The sequence below is a fragment of the Candidatus Thiopontia autotrophica genome (genome assembly GCA_014384675.1).
Taxonomy (GTDB): domain Bacteria; phylum Pseudomonadota; class Gammaproteobacteria.
In genome coordinates, this window is sequence record JACNFK010000015.1 from 59,044 (window position 1) to 77,200 (window position 18,157).

Below are 18,157 nucleotides of genomic sequence, written 5' to 3' on the forward strand. Positions count from 1 at the left end.
TTTCAGTCAAATAGCAATAATAGGTCGAGCCAAAATAAAAGTTGAGCTATATTATCAGGTTTTCCGCTGACAAAAAGTCATATCTACAATAGACCATGGACAAGATTATTATTCGCGGGGCTCGAACCCACAACCTAAAGAATATTGATCTCGATCTCCCTCGAGAAAAGCTGATTGTTCTGACCGGGCTATCAGGATCTGGCAAATCATCTCTTGCCTTCGACACCATCTATGCCGAAGGTCAGCGTCGCTATGTTGAGTCCCTATCTGCCTACGCCAGACAGTTCCTCTCGGTTATGGAGAAACCAGACGTAGACCATATAGAGGGGCTCTCACCAGCGATATCAATTGAACAGAAATCAACCTCACACAACCCCCGATCCACAGTTGGAACAGTAACTGAGATCCATGACTATCTGCGTTTGCTATATGCTCGTGTCGGCACTCCCCACTGCCCACAACACGATACTGTACTGGAGGCACAACCAATCAGCCAGATGGTTGATCAGGTTCTTAATCTTCCTGAGGGCAGCAAAATAGTCCTGCTGGCTCCACTGGTTAGAGGGCGGAAGGGTGAACATCAACAACTTATCGAGGAGCAGCGTGCCCACGGTTTTTTAAGGGCCGTGGTTGATGGTGTAATCCACGATCTGGACCAGATGCCCGCTCTTGATGGAAAAAAGAGACATACCATAGAGATTGTTATAGATCGCCTGAAGGTACGACCCGATATCCGTCAACGCCTGGCTGAGTCACTGGAAACTGCCATTGCTCTCTCCGATGGTCTTGCATCAGTCTCCCTTATGGACAAGCCGGAAACCACTCTGCTCTCTTTCTCTGCTCACTATAGCTGTCCAGAGTGTGGCTATAGCCTGGAAGAGCTAGAACCACGTCTCTTCTCATTCAATAACCCTGTAGGTGCATGTCCAAGTTGTGAGGGGCTTGGCATTCAGCAATATCTTGATCCCGAGAGAATAGTCACCCATCCTGAACTCCCTCTGTCAGGTGGTGCAATTAGAGGATGGGACAGAAGAAATGCATGGTATCACCAGACCCTAAGATCCCTCTCCGACCATTATAAGTTTGATCTGGAGACCCCATTTAACCAACTCCCGAAAGATGTAGTAAAGATTGTTCTATATGGATCCGGTGATGAAACAGTTGAGTTCAGCTACTTTAACAGCCGTGGTGGTGTTACCCGCAAAGAGCACCCATTTGAAGGCATTATCCCGAACATGGAACGACGCTACCATGAGACTGATTCAAACTCGGTACGTGATGACCTCTCAAAATATATAAACAGCCGCCCCTGCCCAGAGTGTAACGGGAGCCGCCTACGGGAGGAGGCAAGGCACGTATTTATTGACGGACACCCCCTGCATGAGATAAGTCGATTCTCTGTTGAAGATAGTGCCAACTTCTTTAACCAACTGAAACTGACCGGATGGCGAGGAGAGGTTGCCTCCAAGATCGTTAAAGAGATTTCACAACGCCTTGGGTTTCTGGTTAATGTTGGCCTCAACTACCTCTCTCTGGAGAGAAGTGCGGATACCCTCTCTGGTGGCGAATCCCAACGAATACGCCTTGCCAGCCAGATCGGTGCTGGACTGGTTGGAGTCATGTATGTACTGGATGAGCCATCCATCGGCCTGCATCAGCGAGACAACCAAAGGCTCCTCGACACTCTGATTCGTCTGCGCGACCTTGGCAACACCGTTATTGTGGTTGAACATGATGAGGAGGCCATCAAGACGGCTGACTTTGTGGTTGATATTGGACCAGGTGCCGGCACTCATGGTGGACAGATTGTGGCCCAGGGAACCCCAGATGATGTCATGAACAATCCAAACTCACTCACTGGACAGTACCTCTCTGGATCACGCTCAATCAGACTACCAAAACAGCGGGTAACTGCATTCAGAGATAGACAGCTAGTCATTCACAAGGCCAGCGGCAACAATCTAAAAAATATAACTCTTTCCATACCTGCAGGTCTCATGGTCTGCATTACTGGAGTGTCCGGATCCGGCAAATCGACCCTGATCAACGATACTCTCTACCGCGCAACCGCACAGCACCTGAATCGTGCAAAAGAGGATCCTGCACCCCATGAACACATTGATGGTCTGGAGCTCTTTGACAAGGTTGTCAATATTGATCAGAGCCCAATTGGACGTACACCACGATCAAACCCAGCAACCTACACAGGTCTCTTTACCCCAATTCGTGACCTCTTCTCTGGCACAGAGGAGTCTCGTTCTCGTGGTTACACCCCGGGCAGATTCTCTTTTAATGTAAAGGGCGGACGCTGTGAGGCATGCCAGGGAGATGGAGTTATCAGGGTAGAGATGCACTTTCTTGCCGATATTTATGTCCCATGCGACGTCTGCAAAGGGAAAAGATACAACCGGGAGACTCTGGAAATAAAATATAAAGGCAAAAACATCCATGAAGTGCTGGAGATGACCGTTGAAGAGGCTAGAACCTTCTTTGATCCTGTTCCAACAATTGCCAAAAAACTGCAGACACTTATTGATGTTGGGCTGAGTTATATTCGTCTTGGGCAAAACGCCACAACCCTCTCAGGTGGAGAGGCTCAGAGAATCAAACTCTCACGTGAGCTCTCCAAACGAGACACTGGGCAAACTCTATACATTCTTGATGAGCCTACAACAGGGCTTCACTTTCATGATATCGAACAGTTACTACAGGTACTCCACCGACTGCGCGACCACGGCAATACAGTTGTGGTGATTGAACACAACCTTGATGTTATCAAGACTGCAGACTGGATTATTGACCTCGGCCCTGAAGGTGGTGATGGTGGCGGTGAGATTGTCGCCTGTGGTACGCCTGAACAGGTGGCAAATGAGGCGTGGTCACATACTGGAAGATATCTGCGGGAACACCTTTAAGCACTACCCCACAGCCTCCTTGATGGCAGATATCAACTCCTCGACACTCTCAAACTTGTCCAGCTGATCTTTTGAGAAGAGAACTTTCATCCCGTCTGTTGTATCAAGAACTACCGGGTATTCATATTGCTCGGTGAACCTCTTCTCAAATTCATCCTTGTGAAGAAACTCAAGGTTGGCGTTTGAGGACTCTCTGAATTTTGCCCATTCACCCTTTTCACTAAATGCCCCATAGGTTAGGGAACATAGTGAACACTGATATGTTGATGGGCTTACTATCTTGTGTGCGGTATCGAAGATGGTGTTAAGTTTCCCACTATCCGCGTTATAGACAAATATCACCTGCATAATTGAACTCACTCTGTAATGATCGAGACAGCTGTCCCAACCTCAATATCCAGCCTATCCCTGGCACTTCCCTGGTTGACTGCTATCTCTAGCAGACCAACCGAGTTGTCATACCAGAATGGCTCCCCAATTGCCCTGTCCGAAAAGGTGGCGCTGTTTCTCACGGTCACCCCATTTATAACTACTGTATCGTTCCCGCTCAATGATCCTGCTCTTACTCCTGTAATTGCATTACCGTAACGGTCAAGATAGATTACCTTATGGAGATTATGGCTGCCATTTCTGATGCTTGGCAGGATGGTCTCCATAATGTCACCATCAGATAGAGTATTTGATGAGATTTTGGCAGCAATTGGGGCAAACAGATCCCTGCCATGGAATGTATTAGAGAGATGATCAGGCTCCCACATGATTTGAAAATATGAAACACTCTCTGCCCTTGCAGTAACCTGGTCGAAGATCCCATTTTCCGGACCAATAAACCAGTTTCCATCTGCATGGAGTACCACTGCCCTGCGCTTGCCCCCAACCCCGGGATCTACCACTGAGAGAAAGATTGTTCCCTTTGGAAAATATGGAACATGGCTAACCAGGAAGTGAGAAGCAGCCTCTATATTGAATGGAGCAAGGTCGGAGACCAGATCAACTATCTCTCCATCTGCACTGTGCATAAATAGTGCAGATCGCATCTGAGCCAGATAGGGGCTCCCAACACCAAAATCTGTAACAAGAATAATCATAGTGTCTGATGATATCGCGTTTTTTTATTTTCACCAGAAAAAGAAAAAGCCGGATATCTATCCGGCTTTTTTCAGAACTTGTCAGGGATATTCTTAATCCTCTGAATCGTCCTCAATATCGTCATCCAGATCTACAACAGGACGGTCAACCAGCTCTACCATGGCCATTGGGGCCTTGTCACCAGCACGGAAACCGGCCTTGAGAATACGGATATAGCCTCCAGGACGCTCTGTATAGCGAGGACCCAGCTCGGTGAATAGTTTGGTGACCATCTCGCGGTCACGCATGCGGTTGAAGGCGAGACGGCGGTTTGCAACACTATCGGATTTGGATAATGTAATCAGCGGCTCTACAACACGGCGCAGCTCTTTGGCCTTTGGCAATGTTGTACGAATCAGCTCATGCTGAATCAGAGAGTTGCTCATGTTACGAAACATAGCCTTACGATGGCTGCTGTTTCTGTTTAGTTGTCTACCACTATGACGATGACGCATGATCTTATCCGTTTATTTATCTATATTATTCGCTATCTGACGAATTTTAATTAAGCTGACTCTTTCTCATCTCGAATGCTTGCTGGTGGCCAGTTCTCGAGACGAACACCAAGTGAAAGTCCGCGTGACGCCAACACATCCTTAATCTCATTAAGTGACTTCTTGCCAAGATTTGGTGTTCTCAACAACTCGGTCTCGGTGCGCTGAATCAGATCACCAATATAGAAGATGGCTTCTGCCTTGAGACAGTTGGCTGAACGTACAGTCAACTCCAAGTCATCTACAGGGCGCAACAGAACTGGATCTACCTCTGGCTCCGGCTCTACCCCTTCCTCATCTTCCTCTTCTGTATGCAGATCTACAAATGACTCCAGCTGAGTCTGCAAAATTGTTGCAGCACGGCGAATTGCCTCTTCTGGGTCAATAGTACCGTTGGTCCGCAGGTCAATAACCAGGCGATCCAGGTCAGTACGCTGCTTAAGACGCGCAGCCTCAACACTGTAACTAACACGATCGACAGGGCTAAATGATGCATCCAGCTTCAGGTTGCCGATAGTTGAGCTCTCATCCTCAGTAGAACGTTCTGTAGAGGGCTGATAACCACGTCCTGAAGATACCTTCAGTGTCATACTCAACTCAATATTTTTATCTGTTACGTTGGCAATAACGTGATCTGGATTGATAATCTCAACATCATCACCTGTGATATCACCAGCCACTACAGCACCAGCACCATTGCTCTTCAACGTAAGCTCTGCCTCACTATGAGCATGCATTACGATTGCAACTCCCTTCAGATTGAGAAGGATATCAATCACATCCTCTTGTACCCCTTCAATAGTAGAGTACTCGTGGTTAACACCGTCAATCACAACCTCTGTGATAGCGCTTCCGTGCATGGAAGATAGCAGGATACGACGCAGGGCATTCCCCAGTGTATGTCCAAAACCACGCTCCAGGGGACCAATCGCCACCTGAATATGGTTGGTACCAATATTCTTTATATTTGCCAGCTTTGGCTTGATAAACTCTTTAATTGAACCTTGCATCTTTTTTACCTCTTATCTAATTATCTTTCGTGCTTCAAACATAGAGTACAACTACCCAGCAAATAACCTCTCAATTACTTGGAGTAGAGCTCGACAATCAGGTGTTCATTAATTTCTGCAGAAAGATCAGTACGCTCCGGCATGCTCTTGAATGTACCCTCCATCTTCTCTGCATTCACATCCAGCCACTCAGCATCTTCACGAGCCTGCGGTGCAAGCTGCAGAGACATCTTGATGCGCTCCTGCTTCTTTGCCTTCTCACGAATGGATATGACATCATCCGCCCTCAGTTGATAGGATGGAATATTCAATACATTGCCATTCACCAATACTGATTTATGGTTGACTAGTTGACGTGCCTCAGCACGAGTAGAGCCAAACCCCATACGGTAGACAACATTATCGAGGCGTGCCTCAAGAATCTGTAGCAGGTTCTCACCTGTAGACCCTTTACGACGTGCAGCCTCTTTGTAGTAACTACGGAACTGCTTCTCTAGCAGACCATACATACGACGAACTTTTTGCTTCTCACGCAACTGAAGTGCATAGTCTGACATGCGTGGACGACGTGCGCCGCTACCATGCTGACCTGGAAGTTGATCAATCTTGCATTTTGTCTCAAGAGCACGAATTCCACTCTTCAATCCAAGATCTGTTCCCTCACGACGGGAAAGTTTACATTTTGGTCCTGTATATTTTGCCACAGTATAATTCTCCTAATTTTTCAGACCGTTATACGCGGCGTTTCTTGGGTGGACGACAGCCATTATGTGGCAGTGGAGTAACATCAGTGATGCTATTAACACGGATTCCAATATTGTTTAGTGCGCGCACTGAGGATTCACGACCAGGTCCAGGCCCCTTGATGCGAACATCTACTGACTTGACGCCATACTCTTGAGCCTGCACACCCGCCTTCTCAGCGGCAACCTGTGCCGCAAATGGAGTGCTCTTTCTGGAGCCACGGAAACCGCTTCCTCCAGATGTTGCCCAACAGAGTGTGTCACCCTTACGGTCAGTAATGGTAATGATGGTGTTATTGAATGTTGCATGTACATGCACAATCCCCTCAGGGACATTCTTTTTTACCTTTTTACGCTTTGAAGCGGATGCCTGTGCCATAAAACTATAAAACCCTAAAAACTAAAAATTAAAAAAAACCTGAACAGTTCAACCAATTAACGCTTAATTGGCTTCTTCGGACCCTTGCGAGTACGTGCATTGTTCTTGGTGTTCTGACCTCTAACCGGAAGACCACGACGATGACGGATACCGCGGTTGGTACCAAGATCCATCAACCGTTTGATATTCATTGAGATCTCACGTCGAAGATCACCTTCAACCGTGAATTTACCAACAATCCCTCGAATAGATTCAAGCTGACTCTCTTCGAGATCACGGATTTTGGTTGACGCTTCAATACCAGCTGCTTCGCAGATTGTATAAGCGCGAGTTCTACCTACCCCATAAATAGAGGTTAGTGCAACCCAAGCATGTTTGTTATCAGGTACATTTACACCCGCAATTCGTGCCATCTGGCTCTTCTCCTAAACGATCCTATTTCACACCTGCGCACCACGCAGAAAGCGCGCAAGGATACCTATTATGTGTACAAAAATCAACCACCACTTCAACGAGGACGACTAGCCCTGACGCTGTTTATGTTTTGGGTCTTTACTACAAATCACACGTACAACACCATTACGGCGAATAACCTTACAGTGTTGACACATTTTCTTTACTGATGCGCGAACTTTCATTTCATTACTCCAAAATTTTTAGATCCCACTGCGACCATACCCTTTAAGATTTGCCTTCTTCATCAGACCATCATACTGATGGGAGAGAAGATGAGACTGAACCTGAGAGATAAAATCCATGATCACAACTACGATAATCAACAGTGAGGTTCCGCCAAAGTAGAATGGAACATTCCACTTAATGATCAGGAATTCAGGAAGCAGACTGACTGCAGTGATGTAACCAGCACCAATCAGTGTCAACCTCGTCATCACCTTATCAATATACTTTGCTGTCTGTGCCCCTGGGCGAATCCCCGGGATAAATGCACCTGATCTTCTCAGGTTGTCTGCAGTCTCCTTCGGGTTGAATACCAGAGCCGTATAGAAGAAGCAGAAAAATATAATTGCAACAGCATAGAATGCAACATAGAGCGGCTGTCCGGGGGAAAGTGTAGTGGCCAGATCCTTCATCCACTCCATCCCCTCACCGCTACCAAACCAGCTTCCCATCGTTGCCGGGAACAGGATAATACTGGAGGCAAAAATTGGGGGGATTACACCAGCCATATTTACCTTGAGTGGCAGGTGGCTACTCTGTCCTGCATATAGCTTGTTTCCGCGCTGCTGCTTGGCATAGTTAACTGTAATTCTACGCTGCCCTCTCTCAACAAAGACTACAAATGCAGTCACCAGTATGGCCCCTATAAAGAGAACCAGAACTGTAATTGGGTGCATCTCTCCGGTACGGGCCAACTCCATGGTTCCACCAACTGCCGATGGAAGACCTGCAACAATACCAGCGAAGATAATCAGTGAGATACCGTTACCAATGCCACGCTCTGTTATCTGTTCACCAAGCCACATCAGGAACATGGTTCCGGTAACCAGGGTGGTAACTGCCACAAAACGGAACGCCAAGCCCGGATCAATTACTACGCTCATTCCACCAGCAGACTGTGACTCCAACGCAATGGAGATTCCAAGCGCCTGGAATGTAGCCAGAACCAGGGTTCCGTAACGAGTATATTGAGTAATTTTTCTGCGTCCAGACTGTCCCTCTTTCTTCAGCTGTTCCAGCTTTGGAGAGGTAACCGTCAACAGATTCATGATAATAGAGGCAGAGATGTAGGGCATGATTCCCAGAGCAAACAGGCTCAAACGCATCAATGCACCACCCGAGAACATGTTGAACATGTCCAGGATAGTCCCTGACTGCTGATCAAACATCGCCTTTAGAGCATTAGGATCAATTCCGGGAACCGGGATATGGGCACCCATGCGATAGACAATAATCGCACCCACCACAAATAACAGACGAGTTTTTAGCTCGGTCAGTTTGCCTGTGGAGTTGCCACCAATTGCCTGTTTATGTGCCATTGTTCTAGATTACTACTCTTCGATTTTGCCGCCAGCGGCCTCGATTGCTGCACGTGCACCGGGAGTGACTCCCAAGCCACTTACAGTCACGGCCTGGGTGATCTCACCGGAGGCAATTACCTTTGCGTGCTTGATATCCTGACCAACAATATTTGCAGCCTTAAGTGCCAACAGATCAATCTGGTTATCAACCGCAGCTTTCTCCAACTCATGGAGACGAACCTCTGCAACAAAACGTGCCTTACGAGATGCAAAACCGACCTTTGGCAGACGACGCTGCAGTGGTTGCTGACCACCCTCGAAACCTACTTTATGGTAACCGCCAGAACGGGACTTCTGTCCCTTGTGGCCGCGCCCACAGGTCTTTCCAGAACCGGAACCGATGCCACGACCTACTCGCTTGGCATCCTTTTTGGCGCCTTCAGCTGGCTTGATTGTATTAAGATGCATGATTTAACCCTCAACCTTCAGCATATAGCTGATTTTATTGATCATTCCACGATTTTCAGGAGTATCGATCACTGTTACAGTCTGATGCATACGACGAATTCCAAGACCAGCTGCGCAAGCCTTATGTGAAGGAAGGCGTCCAATTGTGCTCTTGACCAGTGTCACTGTAATTGTGTTGTTATCTGCCATGGTTTCTACCCCAGAATCTCTTCAACAGTTTTGCCACGTTTCGCTGCAATCTGTGAAGGGCTATTCATCTCTGTAAGACCCTTGATTGTTGCACGAACCACATTAATTGGATTGGATGAGCCATTGCGCTTGGCAAGTACGTTATGAACTCCCACTACCTCAAAGACAGCTCGCATGGCACCGCCAGCAATAATTCCTGTACCTTCAGATGCTGGTTGCATGTAGACGTCTGCTGCGCCATGTGTTGCACTGATTGGGTACTGTAGTGTTCCCCCATCCAGCTCAACTGTCTTGATATCACGACGTGCACGTTCCATCGCTTTCTGGATGGCTAATGGTACTTCACGAGCCTTTCCATAACCGAAACCAATCTTTCCATTCCCATCACCAACAACAGTCAGCGCGGTAAAAGAGAAAATTCGTCCACCCTTGACGGTTTTCGCTACTCGATTGACAGCAACAAGCTTCTCCAGCATGCCATCATCATTATCTTTTTTGAACTGTTTCTTCTCTGCCATCTTCGCTTCCTAATTTATCAACCAGGTCTGTTTGTCTGTAATGTTATATCTATTAATGCCCTTGATTAAAAATCAAGTCCATTCTCACGTGCAGCATCTGCCAATGCCTTGATGCGACCATGGTATCTGAACCCTGATCTATCAAAAGCGACACGGGTTACACCCGCATCCTTGGTACGCTCTGCAATCACTTTTCCAACCACTGCTGCTGCTGCAACATTGCCTGTTGCGCCAGCCTCTGAGCTAACCTCAGAGAGCAGGGTCGAGGCACTTGCCACAACCTTGGAGTCATGATTAATTACCTGTGCATAGATATGTCTTGGAGTACGGTGCACTGTTAAGCGAGGCACACCAAGTTCTTTGATCTTTGCACGTGTACGTCTTGCACGACGTAGTCGGGTCTGTTTTTTATCCATTGATAAATCCTGCGGTTTAATCCAGTTATTAGTCCATTCAACCGTTTTAGCTTATACCCTTGCGAGCACCTATTTCTTCTTCGCTTCTTTACGAATAACATGCTCATCCGTATAACGAACACCCTTACCTTTGTATGGCTCTGGTGGACGGAATGCGCGAATCTCTGCGGCAACCTGCCCCACCTTCTGCTTATCTGCACCCTTAACAACAACCTCTGTCGCTGCTGGTGTCTCGATAGTGATTCCCTCAGGAATCGCATAATTTACAGGATGTGAAAAACCAAGAGTCAACTCCAGTTTCTTTCCTGCAGCCTTGGCACGATATCCAACACCAATCAGCGTCAGTTTTTTCTCAAAACCGGCACTGACACCAACAACCATGTTGTTGATCAAGGCGCGCATCGTGCCTGCCATTGCAACACACTCTTTTCCACCTTTTGCAGAAACACGAACAACGTTATCCTCGTGTGCGACATTGACTGTCTCATGTACATCATAATCAAAACTACCGTTGGCACCTTTGACCTGAATCTTTTGTCCGCTTACTGTGACATCCACTCCGGTTGGGATCTCGACAGGGGCATTTGCAATTCTAGACATCTTGTTTTACCTGAATTCGATTAACAAATTATTACAATATGATCTTAATAAACGTGGCAGATCACTTCACCGCCAAGTCCAGCTTTTCTGGCAGCACGGTCTGTCATCAGTCCGCCTGGGGTAGAAATTATGGCAATACCAAGACCCGCATTCACTGATGGAACATCATCCTTGCCTGTGTATGTACGTAGACCAGGACGGCTTATTCTCTTCATCATCTCTATAACTGGCTGACCCTGGAAATATTTAAGCTCGATTTTCAGCTCAGCCTTTCCACCATCCTCAGCCACAGAGTAATCAGAAATATAACCTTCATCCTTCATTACTGTGGCGATCGCTCTCTTCATTTTAGATGATGGCATTGATACCACCTTCTTCTCTACTGCCAGTGCATTGCGGATACGGGTTAACATATCTGCTATTGGGTCTTGCATACTCATCTTTTATATTCCAAAAATTCTATTGTGACTCTTGTAACCAGTTACTGTTCCAATAACTGCGCTTACCAACTTGCCTTTCTTAGTCCAGGCACATCTCCGCGCATTGTAGCCTCACGCAACTTGTTTCTGCTAAGGCCAAATTTTCTGTAAAACCCGTGAGGACGACCTGTCAGGCTACAACGGTTATGCTGACGAGAGGGGCTTGAGTCTCTTGGCAACATATTAAACTTACGACGCGCTGCGGCTCTCTCTTCTGGTGCAAGTGAAGCATCCATCATCTTGCTTCTCAGCTCGGTACGTTTTGCCGCATATCTTTTGACCAACTTCTCTCGGCGCAGTTCGCGTTGAATCATTGAGGTCTTTGCCATATTTCTAGTCCTGTCTCACTCTTTTACCAAATAAGTAATTAATTCTTGAACGGGAAGTTCATCGCAGCCAACAAGGCCTTGCCTTCCTCATCCGTTTTTGCAGTAGTAACAACGCTGACATCAAGACCACGCAATGCGTCTATCTTGTCGTAATCGATCTCAGGAAAGATTATCTGCTCTGTTACACCCATGGTGTAGTTTCCACGACCATCGAATGATTTGCCGTTAAGTCCACGAAAATCACGAATACGTGGAATCGAAATATCAATCAGACGATCAAGAAAATCGTACATACGCTCTTTACGCAACGTAACCTTACAACCAATTGGCCAACCATCACGAATCTTGAATCCTGCAATGGATAAACGTGCCATGGTCTTTACCGGCTTCTGGCCAGCAATCTTCTCCATGTCTGCAACCGCATGGTCAAGAATTTTCTTGTCCGCTGTCGCCTCACCAACACCCATATTCAGTGAGATCTTGGTGATTTTTGGAACTTCCATAACACTCTTGTAACCAAACTGCTCCATGAGCTGGTTAACAACTATGTCTTTATAATGATCTTTACTAATACTCATGACCTTGATCTCTTATGCGTCGACAACTTCGCCGCTTGATTTGAAATAACGAACTTTACGGCCGTCGTCCAGGGTCTTGAAACCAACACGATCCGCTTTTCCGGTTGCATTGTTATAAACTGCAACGTTGGAAACATGGATAGACATCTCTTTCTCGACAATACCACCTGAAACACCCATATTAGGATTCGCTTTGGTATGTTTCTTTACCATATTGATTCCATCTACAATGATACGATCCTTTTCAGAAATGACACGTGCCACTGTGCCCCTCTGTCCCTTATCTTTTCCGGTGAGGACAACTACCTCATCACCTTTTTTGATTTTACGCATGTTGCTGTCTCTAAATTTCTGCTAATCAAATAACTTCTGGTGCCAATGAAACAATCTTCATGAACTTCTTGTTTCTCAGTTCACGAGTCACTGGGCCAAAAATACGTGTGCCAATTGGTTCATGCTTACTATTTAGCATTACTGCGGCATTACCATCAAAACGGATCAGCGAACCATCGTTGCGACGAACTCCCTTACGAGTACGTACAACCACCGCATTATAAACGTCGCCTTTTTTAACCTTGCCACGAGGCAGGGCTTCTTTTACGCTGACCTTGATCACATCACCAATACCAGCATAACGACGCTTAGATCCACCAAGCACCTTGATGCACATGACCTTTTTTGCGCCACTGTTATCGGCAACGCTCAATGTTGACTGCATCTGAATCATCGGTTCTCTCCAAACTTTCTAACTATCAATTCTTATTAATTCTGCTCTAAACTGCAGCCGCGCTCTCAACAACCTCAACCAGTCTGAACGATTTACTCTTGGAGATTGGACGACACTCCTGAATCGTTACTACATCGCCTTCGTTACACTGATTGTTCTCATCATGTGCATGCAGCTTGGTTGAACGCTTGATAAACTTTTTGTAAATAGGATGCTTAACCTGACGTTGAACCATTACAGTAATGCTTTTGTCTCCCTTATTTGAGACAACACGCCCAGTAATAGTACGTCCAGTTGTGGTCTGCTCACTCATGATGCTGCACCTTTCATTTCATTCATAATTGTCTTCACCCGAGCAATGTTATGACGAACCTTCTTCATCTGACTATTATCAGAGAGCTGATTGGTTGCCTTCTGCATGCGCAGATTAAATTGCTCGCGCAACATCTCCTGCAACTCTTTTTGCAGTTCTGTCTCATCCATTTTTCTCAATTCACTTGTTTTCATCGTTGCTACCTTTTATAGCGGAGTACGTGCAACAAAAGCTGTCGCTATTGGGAGTTTTGCTGCCGCAAGCTTGAACGCCTCACGTGCCAGCTCCTCAGAAACACCCTCAATCTCATATAACATCTTGCCAGGCTGGATCTGTGCAACCCAATATTCAACATTACCCTTACCCTTACCTTGACGTACTTCAAGTGGCTTTTTGGTAATTGGCTTGTCCGGGAAGATGCGGATGGTAAGCTTGCCCCCACGTTTCACCTGACGAGTAATTGTGCGTCGAGCCGCCTCAATCTGGCGAGCCGTGATTCGTCCACGCCCGGTAGCCTTGAGACCATACTCTCCAAAACTGACGGAGTTGCCATTCTGCGCAAGACCGCGGTTTCTACCCTTCATCTGCTTGCGAAATTTTGTTCTTTTCGGTTGAAGCATTGCTCTTCTTCCCTATCGTTTTACTTTATTACTTATTTAGCTTTCTTGTCTTCTGCATCAGGCTGCTTGCCAATAACTGAAGTGTCGTACACCTCACCCTTGAATATCCACACCTTGACGCCGAGAATTCCGTAGGTGGTATTTGCCTCAGCAAACCCATAGTCAATATCTGCGCGCAGGGTATGGAGTGGTACACGACCTTCACGATACCACTCAGTACGGGCGATCTCTGCTCCGTTAAGACGTCCTGCAACATTGATACGGATACCCTTGCCACCAGAACGCATAGTGTTGCCCACAGAGCGTTTCATGGCACGACGAAACATGATTCTCTTTTCAAGCTGCTGCGCGATACCCTCAGCCACTAACTGCGCATCCAACTCAGGTTTACGAATCTCTTCGATATTGATCTGAACAGGAATCCCCATCTTGGCCGAAACCTCACGGCGCAGCTTTTCAATATCCTCGCCCTTCTTGCCGATCACGATTCCTGGGCGAGCCGTATGAATAGTGATTCTTGCATTACCTGATGGACGCTCAATCTGAATACGACTTACAGAGGCCTGAGAGAGGCGCTTCTTCAGGAAATCCCTGATTGTAAGATCCGCATACAGCTGATCTGCATAGCTACTGCTATCCGCATACCAGGTTGAGTTCCAGTCCTTGATATAACCCAGACGATAACCAATTGGATGTACTTTTTGACCCATTCCGCTTTTCCTCAGCGATCTGACACAGACACACTAATGTGACTGGTTCGTTTAAGAATTCGATTCGCGCGTCCTTTTGCACGAGGCTGAATTCGTTTATAAGTTGGTCCCTCATCAACAAATGCTGTTGAGACCTTCAATTCATCAATATCTGCACCTTCATTGTGCTCTGCATTTGCGATTGCAGAGTTGAGGATCTTGCCGACAATATGAGCAGCCTTCTTGTTGCTGAATCTCAGCAGATCCACTGCATTTTCTACAGGAAGGCCGCGAATCTGATCTACAACCAGACGTACCTTCTGTGCAGAAATTTTCGCATTTCTAAGTTTTGCAAAAGTTTCCATACTATTACTTGCTCGCCTTCTTGTCTGCCGTATGACCACGGTATGTACGGGTCAATGCAAATTCACCCAACTTGTGACCAACCATATTCTCATTGATCAATACAGGAACATGTTGACGCCCATTATGTATTGCAATAGTCAACCCGATCATCTCTGGCATAACCATTGATCTTCTCGACCATGTCTTGATAGGACGTCGATCTTTACTTTCAACCGCATTCTTCACCTTGGTGCGAAGATGCTCATCGATAAATGGACCTTTTTTAATTGAACGCGACACGTTGTAATCCTCGTCTCAGTTACTTCTTGTTACGACGACGGACAATATACTGGTCCGTCCTCTTGTTTGATCTTGTCTTGTAGCCCTTGGTTGGCATACCCCATGGTGAAACAGGATGACGACCACCAGAGGTTCTACCCTCACCACCACCATGCGGATGGTCAACCGGGTTCATCGCAACACCACGCACCGTTGGGCGAACACCACGCCAGCGAGTAGCGCCTGCCTTGCCAAGCTTTCTCAGTGAATGCTCACCATTACTCACTTCACCAATCGTTGCTCGACACTCCAGAGAAATCTTGCGCATCTCACCTGAACGAAGTCGCAAGGTGGCAAAAGCCCCCTCCTTTGCAACATACTGGGCAGAGGTGCCAGCAGAACGGGCAATCTGTGCGCCCTTTCCCGGCTTCAACTCAATACAGTGGATAGTTGTACCTAGCGGTATATCAAGTATCGCCATGGTATTTCCAACTTTGATCTCAGCACTACTTCCAGACATAAGTGCATCACCAGCACTAACACCTTTTGGTGCAATAATGTAACGACGCTCACCATCTGCATAAAGTACCAAAGCAATATTTGCAGTACGGTTAGGATCATATTCAAGACGTTCTACACGAGCAGGAATCCCATCCTTGTTACGCTTGAAATCAATTATGCGATAGCGCTGCTTGTGACCACCGCCACGATGACGAGTTGTAATTCGTCCATCATTGTTACGACCACCATTCTTTGCCTTTTTTGCAATCAAAGCTGCATGTGGTTTTCCCTTATGCAGTTCATGATTCACCACAGAGACAACAAAACGACGTCCTGGTGATGTTGGTTTTGATTTTACGATTGCCATTTTTCTACTATTCCTTCGAAACTAAACCTGAACGCTATTCAGCACCCATAAATTCGATTTCCTGCCCCTCACTGAGGGTTACAAAAGCCTTTTTCCAACTTGCACGTCGACCAAATTTAGCCCCCGCACGTTTAATCTTGCCCTTGACGTTACTGACAGTAACTCCATCAACCTTGACGTCAAACATCATCTCAACTGCCTGTTTGATCTCTGGTTTACTGGCATCCTTTACTACACGAAACACATACTGGTTGCGCATCTCAGCAGCCATAGCACTCTTCTCAGTAACATGAGGCGCCAGTACAATCTTCATTAATCTCTCTTGATTATTATTCATACCAGTGACTCCTCAATCTGTTTCAGTGCAGATTCAGTCATTAATACACTCCCATAGGAGACCAGACTAACTGGGTCCATTGCAGTCACATCCGTCACTCCGACATGAGGAATATTTCTTGCCGCAAGATACAAATTCTCATCCACCTCACCAGAGACGATTAGAACGTTATCCATACCAAACCCGTTCAATGCACTGCTCAGTGCCTTGGTTTTTGGTGTATCGATAGCAAGATCGGATACTACTGTCAGCCTATCCTGGCGAACCAACTCGGAAAGAATGGAACGCATCGCTGCACGGTACATCTTCTTGTTAACTTTCTGCTCATAGTTTCTTGGACGTGCAGCAAAAGTAACGCCACCACTTCTCCAAATTGGACTACGGCTGGTTCCCGCACGGGCACGCCCAGTTCCTTTCTGACGCCATGGCTTTGCGCCACCGCCCCTTACATCAGAACGATTTTTCTGTGCAACTGTACCCGCTCTGGCACCTGCAAGATACGCTGTAACCACCTGATGGATCAACGCCTCATTATAGTCTGCAGAAAAAGCAACATCAGAGACTGCTATCTTTGACTGATCCTTTCCTGCTGGAAAATCACGTACATTTAATTCCATGATTCTGACTCCTTATCCTTGGCTGGCAGACTTGACTGCATGACGGATGATCAGATCACCACCCTTTGCACCAGGAACTGCCCCCTTTATCAGGATTAAATTACGTTCGGCATCAACCCGAACAACTTCTAAATTCTGTGCTGTACGCTGAACATTACCCATATGGCCAGACATTTTCTTGCCCTTGAATACTCGTCCAGGGGTCTGACACTGACCAATTGAACCGTTAGAGCGGTGAGAAATAGAGTTACCATGAGTACTATCAAGACCACTAAAGTGATGGCGCTTGATACCACCCTGGAAACCAAATCCACGGTTTGTTCCAGTAACATCCACCTTCTGCCCAGCTTCAAAGATTGAACTCTCAACCTCTTTACCTGGCTCAAATTCTGCAACCTCTTCAGCGGTAAGACGGAACTCCCAGAGTCCACGTCCAGCCTCAACACCAGCCTTGGCATAGTGCCCAGCCATTGGTTTGGTTACTCGAGAAGCTCTACGGCTACCGGTGGTTACCTGTATTGCGCTGTACCCATCAGTCTCGTCACTCTTTACCTGAGTTACCCTGTTGGGCTCAACCTGGATAACGGTCACGGGAACAGATGCACCCTCTTCGGTGAACACCCGACTCATCCCGACTTTTCGACCTACTAGTCCGATTGACATCTTCAATTCCTCTACTTATCTAATACTTCAATCAAGAAAGCTTAATTTGCACATCTACACCAGCAGCAAGATCCAGCTTCATCAATGCATCTACAGTCTTATCTGTAGGATCAACGATATCCATCATTCGCTTATGTGTACGTAGCTCATACTGGTCGCGCGCGTCTTTATTGACATGCGGAGAGACCAAAATAGTAAAGCGCTCTTTTTTTGTCGGTAGCGGGATAGGTCCTATAACCTGTGCCCCGGTACGCTTTGCCGTCTGTGCGATTTCACGTGCTGATTGATCAATCAGACGATAATCGAACGCTTTAAGACGGATACGAATTCTCTGTCCAGCCATTATTATTACTCAGTCGTTAATAATTAAATAATTACTCAAAAATCTTCGAATTAATTCTGCTTATTCGATAATCTTTGAAACAACACCAGAACCTACAGTTCTGCCACCCTCACGGATTGCAAAACGTAGCC

Annotated in this window: 32 protein-coding genes; 1 reads left to right on the forward strand and 31 read right to left on the reverse strand. The window is 46.6% G+C overall.

Annotated elements, in window-relative coordinates; all coding sequences use genetic code 11:
* The first annotated feature begins 95 nt into the window (after positions 1-95).
* On the forward strand, positions 96-2,915 hold the full coding sequence (gene uvrA / locus H8D24_01575) for an excinuclease ABC subunit UvrA (protein ID MBC8519086.1): 2,820 nt from the start codon (positions 96-98) through the stop codon (positions 2,913-2,915).
* A gap of 3 nt (positions 2,916-2,918) precedes the next feature.
* Here uvrA and H8D24_01580 read toward each other — a convergent pair whose 3' ends face one another.
* The 31 genes from H8D24_01580 to H8D24_01730 all read right to left on the reverse strand — a co-directional run.
* Positions 2,919-3,263 (reverse strand): GTPase, encoded by a 345-nt coding sequence (locus H8D24_01580; GenBank protein ID MBC8519087.1) that lies wholly within the window; start codon positions 3,261-3,263, stop codon positions 2,919-2,921.
* Positions 3,264-3,271: 8 nt separating this feature from the next.
* Positions 3,272-4,003: an SAM-dependent chlorinase/fluorinase gene (locus H8D24_01585; GenBank protein MBC8519088.1), complete on the reverse strand. Its 732-nt coding sequence runs from the start codon at positions 4,001-4,003 to the stop codon at positions 3,272-3,274.
* Positions 4,004-4,096: 93 nt separating this feature from the next.
* Positions 4,097-4,498: a 50S ribosomal protein L17 gene (rplQ, locus tag H8D24_01590; protein MBC8519089.1), complete on the reverse strand. Its 402-nt coding sequence runs from the start codon at positions 4,496-4,498 to the stop codon at positions 4,097-4,099.
* Positions 4,499-4,548: 50 nt separating this feature from the next.
* Positions 4,549-5,547 (reverse strand): DNA-directed RNA polymerase subunit alpha, encoded by a 999-nt coding sequence (gene rpoA, locus H8D24_01595; GenBank protein MBC8519090.1) that lies wholly within the window; start codon positions 5,545-5,547, stop codon positions 4,549-4,551.
* A gap of 74 nt (positions 5,548-5,621) precedes the next feature.
* Positions 5,622-6,251: a 30S ribosomal protein S4 gene (gene rpsD, locus H8D24_01600; GenBank protein MBC8519091.1), complete on the reverse strand. Its 630-nt coding sequence runs from the start codon at positions 6,249-6,251 to the stop codon at positions 5,622-5,624.
* Between the two features lie 28 nt (positions 6,252-6,279).
* Positions 6,280-6,669 (reverse strand): 30S ribosomal protein S11, encoded by a 390-nt coding sequence (gene rpsK / locus H8D24_01605; protein MBC8519092.1) that lies wholly within the window; start codon positions 6,667-6,669, stop codon positions 6,280-6,282.
* A 56-nt stretch (positions 6,670-6,725) separates the two neighbouring features.
* The gene (gene rpsM, locus H8D24_01610; protein MBC8519093.1) at positions 6,726-7,082 is read right to left on the reverse strand and encodes a 30S ribosomal protein S13; all 357 of its coding nucleotides are present in this window, start codon (positions 7,080-7,082) and stop codon (positions 6,726-6,728) included.
* Between the two features lie 108 nt (positions 7,083-7,190).
* Entirely contained in the window at positions 7,191-7,307 is a 117-nt protein-coding gene (rpmJ, locus tag H8D24_01615) for a 50S ribosomal protein L36 (GenBank protein MBC8519094.1), read from the reverse strand.
* An 18-nt stretch (positions 7,308-7,325) separates the two neighbouring features.
* A complete protein-coding gene (gene secY / locus H8D24_01620) occupies positions 7,326-8,666 on the reverse strand; it encodes a preprotein translocase subunit SecY (GenBank protein MBC8519095.1) in 1,341 nt (446 codons plus the stop codon).
* A 12-nt stretch (positions 8,667-8,678) separates the two neighbouring features.
* Positions 8,679-9,116 (reverse strand): 50S ribosomal protein L15, encoded by a 438-nt coding sequence (gene rplO, locus H8D24_01625; protein ID MBC8519096.1) that lies wholly within the window; start codon positions 9,114-9,116, stop codon positions 8,679-8,681.
* Positions 9,117-9,119: 3 nt separating this feature from the next.
* Positions 9,120-9,305 carry a 50S ribosomal protein L30 gene (rpmD, locus tag H8D24_01630; GenBank protein ID MBC8519097.1) on the reverse strand — a complete coding sequence of 62 codons (186 nt, stop codon included), beginning with the start codon at positions 9,303-9,305 and terminating at the stop codon, positions 9,120-9,122.
* 5 nt (positions 9,306-9,310) lie between these two features.
* The gene (rpsE, locus tag H8D24_01635) at positions 9,311-9,823 is read right to left on the reverse strand and encodes a 30S ribosomal protein S5 (GenBank protein MBC8519098.1); all 513 of its coding nucleotides are present in this window, start codon (positions 9,821-9,823) and stop codon (positions 9,311-9,313) included.
* 65 nt (positions 9,824-9,888) lie between these two features.
* Positions 9,889-10,239: a 50S ribosomal protein L18 gene (gene rplR / locus H8D24_01640; GenBank protein MBC8519099.1), complete on the reverse strand. Its 351-nt coding sequence runs from the start codon at positions 10,237-10,239 to the stop codon at positions 9,889-9,891.
* Between the two features lie 69 nt (positions 10,240-10,308).
* Positions 10,309-10,839 (reverse strand): 50S ribosomal protein L6, encoded by a 531-nt coding sequence (rplF, locus tag H8D24_01645; protein MBC8519100.1) that lies wholly within the window; start codon positions 10,837-10,839, stop codon positions 10,309-10,311.
* A 44-nt stretch (positions 10,840-10,883) separates the two neighbouring features.
* Positions 10,884-11,279 (reverse strand): 30S ribosomal protein S8, encoded by a 396-nt coding sequence (rpsH, locus tag H8D24_01650; GenBank protein MBC8519101.1) that lies wholly within the window; start codon positions 11,277-11,279, stop codon positions 10,884-10,886.
* Between the two features lie 62 nt (positions 11,280-11,341).
* Entirely contained in the window at positions 11,342-11,647 is a 306-nt protein-coding gene (gene rpsN / locus H8D24_01655; protein ID MBC8519102.1) for a 30S ribosomal protein S14, read from the reverse strand.
* Between the two features lie 38 nt (positions 11,648-11,685).
* Positions 11,686-12,225: a 50S ribosomal protein L5 gene (gene rplE / locus H8D24_01660; protein MBC8519103.1), complete on the reverse strand. Its 540-nt coding sequence runs from the start codon at positions 12,223-12,225 to the stop codon at positions 11,686-11,688.
* Between the two features lie 12 nt (positions 12,226-12,237).
* Complete coding sequence (rplX, locus tag H8D24_01665; GenBank protein MBC8519104.1) at positions 12,238-12,558, reverse strand: 50S ribosomal protein L24; 321 nt, start codon at positions 12,556-12,558, stop codon at positions 12,238-12,240.
* A 25-nt stretch (positions 12,559-12,583) separates the two neighbouring features.
* A complete protein-coding gene (rplN, locus tag H8D24_01670) occupies positions 12,584-12,952 on the reverse strand; it encodes a 50S ribosomal protein L14 (protein MBC8519105.1) in 369 nt (122 codons plus the stop codon).
* 46 nt (positions 12,953-12,998) lie between these two features.
* On the reverse strand, positions 12,999-13,265 hold the full coding sequence (gene rpsQ / locus H8D24_01675; protein ID MBC8519106.1) for a 30S ribosomal protein S17: 267 nt from the start codon (positions 13,263-13,265) through the stop codon (positions 12,999-13,001).
* On the reverse strand, positions 13,262-13,459 hold the full coding sequence (rpmC, locus tag H8D24_01680) for a 50S ribosomal protein L29 (GenBank protein ID MBC8519107.1): 198 nt from the start codon (positions 13,457-13,459) through the stop codon (positions 13,262-13,264). The genes rpsQ and rpmC overlap by 4 nt, the downstream gene beginning before the upstream one ends.
* A gap of 12 nt (positions 13,460-13,471) precedes the next feature.
* On the reverse strand, positions 13,472-13,885 hold the full coding sequence (gene rplP / locus H8D24_01685; GenBank protein ID MBC8519108.1) for a 50S ribosomal protein L16: 414 nt from the start codon (positions 13,883-13,885) through the stop codon (positions 13,472-13,474).
* Positions 13,886-13,917: 32 nt separating this feature from the next.
* Positions 13,918-14,595 carry a 30S ribosomal protein S3 gene (gene rpsC, locus H8D24_01690; GenBank protein MBC8519109.1) on the reverse strand — a complete coding sequence of 226 codons (678 nt, stop codon included), beginning with the start codon at positions 14,593-14,595 and terminating at the stop codon, positions 13,918-13,920.
* Between the two features lie 11 nt (positions 14,596-14,606).
* Positions 14,607-14,939, reverse strand: a complete 333-nt coding sequence (gene rplV / locus H8D24_01695) for a 50S ribosomal protein L22 (GenBank protein ID MBC8519110.1) — start codon at positions 14,937-14,939, stop codon at positions 14,607-14,609.
* A 4-nt stretch (positions 14,940-14,943) separates the two neighbouring features.
* Positions 14,944-15,219 carry a 30S ribosomal protein S19 gene (gene rpsS, locus H8D24_01700; protein MBC8519111.1) on the reverse strand — a complete coding sequence of 92 codons (276 nt, stop codon included), beginning with the start codon at positions 15,217-15,219 and terminating at the stop codon, positions 14,944-14,946.
* A 19-nt stretch (positions 15,220-15,238) separates the two neighbouring features.
* The gene (gene rplB, locus H8D24_01705) at positions 15,239-16,066 is read right to left on the reverse strand and encodes a 50S ribosomal protein L2 (protein ID MBC8519112.1); all 828 of its coding nucleotides are present in this window, start codon (positions 16,064-16,066) and stop codon (positions 15,239-15,241) included.
* A 34-nt stretch (positions 16,067-16,100) separates the two neighbouring features.
* A complete protein-coding gene (gene rplW / locus H8D24_01710) occupies positions 16,101-16,403 on the reverse strand; it encodes a 50S ribosomal protein L23 (GenBank protein MBC8519113.1) in 303 nt (100 codons plus the stop codon).
* Positions 16,400-17,020: a 50S ribosomal protein L4 gene (rplD, locus tag H8D24_01715; protein MBC8519114.1), complete on the reverse strand. Its 621-nt coding sequence runs from the start codon at positions 17,018-17,020 to the stop codon at positions 16,400-16,402. The genes rplW and rplD overlap by 4 nt, the downstream gene beginning before the upstream one ends.
* Positions 17,021-17,032: 12 nt before the next feature.
* A complete protein-coding gene (gene rplC / locus H8D24_01720; protein MBC8519115.1) occupies positions 17,033-17,683 on the reverse strand; it encodes a 50S ribosomal protein L3 in 651 nt (216 codons plus the stop codon).
* Positions 17,684-17,714: 31 nt separating this feature from the next.
* The gene (gene rpsJ, locus H8D24_01725) at positions 17,715-18,026 is read right to left on the reverse strand and encodes a 30S ribosomal protein S10 (protein ID MBC8519116.1); all 312 of its coding nucleotides are present in this window, start codon (positions 18,024-18,026) and stop codon (positions 17,715-17,717) included.
* Between the two features lie 60 nt (positions 18,027-18,086).
* A partial coding sequence (locus H8D24_01730; protein ID MBC8519117.1) for an elongation factor Tu occupies positions 18,087-18,157 on the reverse strand: 71 nt, incomplete at its 5' end.

Coding starts and splice junctions, on each gene's coding strand:
- uvrA (MBC8519086.1), top strand. CDS start 96: ATGGACAAGATTATTATTCGCGGGGCTCGAACCCACAACCTAAAGAAT.
- H8D24_01580 (MBC8519087.1), bottom strand. CDS start 3,263: ATGCAGGTGATATTTGTCTATAACGCGGATAGTGGGAAACTTAACACC.
- H8D24_01585 (MBC8519088.1), bottom strand. CDS start 4,003: ATGATTATTCTTGTTACAGATTTTGGTGTTGGGAGCCCCTATCTGGCT.
- rplQ (MBC8519089.1), bottom strand. CDS start 4,498: ATGCGTCATCGTCATAGTGGTAGACAACTAAACAGAAACAGCAGCCAT.
- rpoA (MBC8519090.1), bottom strand. CDS start 5,547: ATGCAAGGTTCAATTAAAGAGTTTATCAAGCCAAAGCTGGCAAATATA.
- rpsK (MBC8519092.1), bottom strand. CDS start 6,669: ATGGCACAGGCATCCGCTTCAAAGCGTAAAAAGGTAAAAAAGAATGTC.
- rpsM (MBC8519093.1), bottom strand. CDS start 7,082: ATGGCACGAATTGCGGGTGTAAATGTACCTGATAACAAACATGCTTGG.
- rpmJ (MBC8519094.1), bottom strand. CDS start 7,307: ATGAAAGTTCGCGCATCAGTAAAGAAAATGTGTCAACACTGTAAGGTT.
- secY (MBC8519095.1), bottom strand. CDS start 8,666: ATGGCACATAAACAGGCAATTGGTGGCAACTCCACAGGCAAACTGACC.
- rplO (MBC8519096.1), bottom strand. CDS start 9,116: ATGCATCTTAATACAATCAAGCCAGCTGAAGGCGCCAAAAAGGATGCC.
- rpmD (MBC8519097.1), bottom strand. CDS start 9,305: ATGGCAGATAACAACACAATTACAGTGACACTGGTCAAGAGCACAATT.
- rpsE (MBC8519098.1), bottom strand. CDS start 9,823: ATGGCAGAGAAGAAACAGTTCAAAAAAGATAATGATGATGGCATGCTG.
- rplR (MBC8519099.1), bottom strand. CDS start 10,239: ATGGATAAAAAACAGACCCGACTACGTCGTGCAAGACGTACACGTGCA.
- rplF (MBC8519100.1), bottom strand. CDS start 10,839: ATGTCTAGAATTGCAAATGCCCCTGTCGAGATCCCAACCGGAGTGGAT.
- rpsH (MBC8519101.1), bottom strand. CDS start 11,279: ATGAGTATGCAAGACCCAATAGCAGATATGTTAACCCGTATCCGCAAT.
- rpsN (MBC8519102.1), bottom strand. CDS start 11,647: ATGGCAAAGACCTCAATGATTCAACGCGAACTGCGCCGAGAGAAGTTG.
- rplE (MBC8519103.1), bottom strand. CDS start 12,225: ATGAGTATTAGTAAAGATCATTATAAAGACATAGTTGTTAACCAGCTC.
- rplX (MBC8519104.1), bottom strand. CDS start 12,558: ATGCGTAAAATCAAAAAAGGTGATGAGGTAGTTGTCCTCACCGGAAAA.
- rplN (MBC8519105.1), bottom strand. CDS start 12,952: ATGATTCAGATGCAGTCAACATTGAGCGTTGCCGATAACAGTGGCGCA.
- rpsQ (MBC8519106.1), bottom strand. CDS start 13,265: ATGAGTGAGCAGACCACAACTGGACGTACTATTACTGGGCGTGTTGTC.
- rpmC (MBC8519107.1), bottom strand. CDS start 13,459: ATGAAAACAAGTGAATTGAGAAAAATGGATGAGACAGAACTGCAAAAA.
- rplP (MBC8519108.1), bottom strand. CDS start 13,885: ATGCTTCAACCGAAAAGAACAAAATTTCGCAAGCAGATGAAGGGTAGA.
- rpsC (MBC8519109.1), bottom strand. CDS start 14,595: ATGGGTCAAAAAGTACATCCAATTGGTTATCGTCTGGGTTATATCAAG.
- rplV (MBC8519110.1), bottom strand. CDS start 14,939: ATGGAAACTTTTGCAAAACTTAGAAATGCGAAAATTTCTGCACAGAAG.
- rplB (MBC8519112.1), bottom strand. CDS start 16,066: ATGGCAATCGTAAAATCAAAACCAACATCACCAGGACGTCGTTTTGTT.
- rplW (MBC8519113.1), bottom strand. CDS start 16,403: ATGAATAATAATCAAGAGAGATTAATGAAGATTGTACTGGCGCCTCAT.
- rplD (MBC8519114.1), bottom strand. CDS start 17,020: ATGGAATTAAATGTACGTGATTTTCCAGCAGGAAAGGATCAGTCAAAG.
- rplC (MBC8519115.1), bottom strand. CDS start 17,683: ATGTCAATCGGACTAGTAGGTCGAAAAGTCGGGATGAGTCGGGTGTTC.
- rpsJ (MBC8519116.1), bottom strand. CDS start 18,026: ATGGCTGGACAGAGAATTCGTATCCGTCTTAAAGCGTTCGATTATCGT.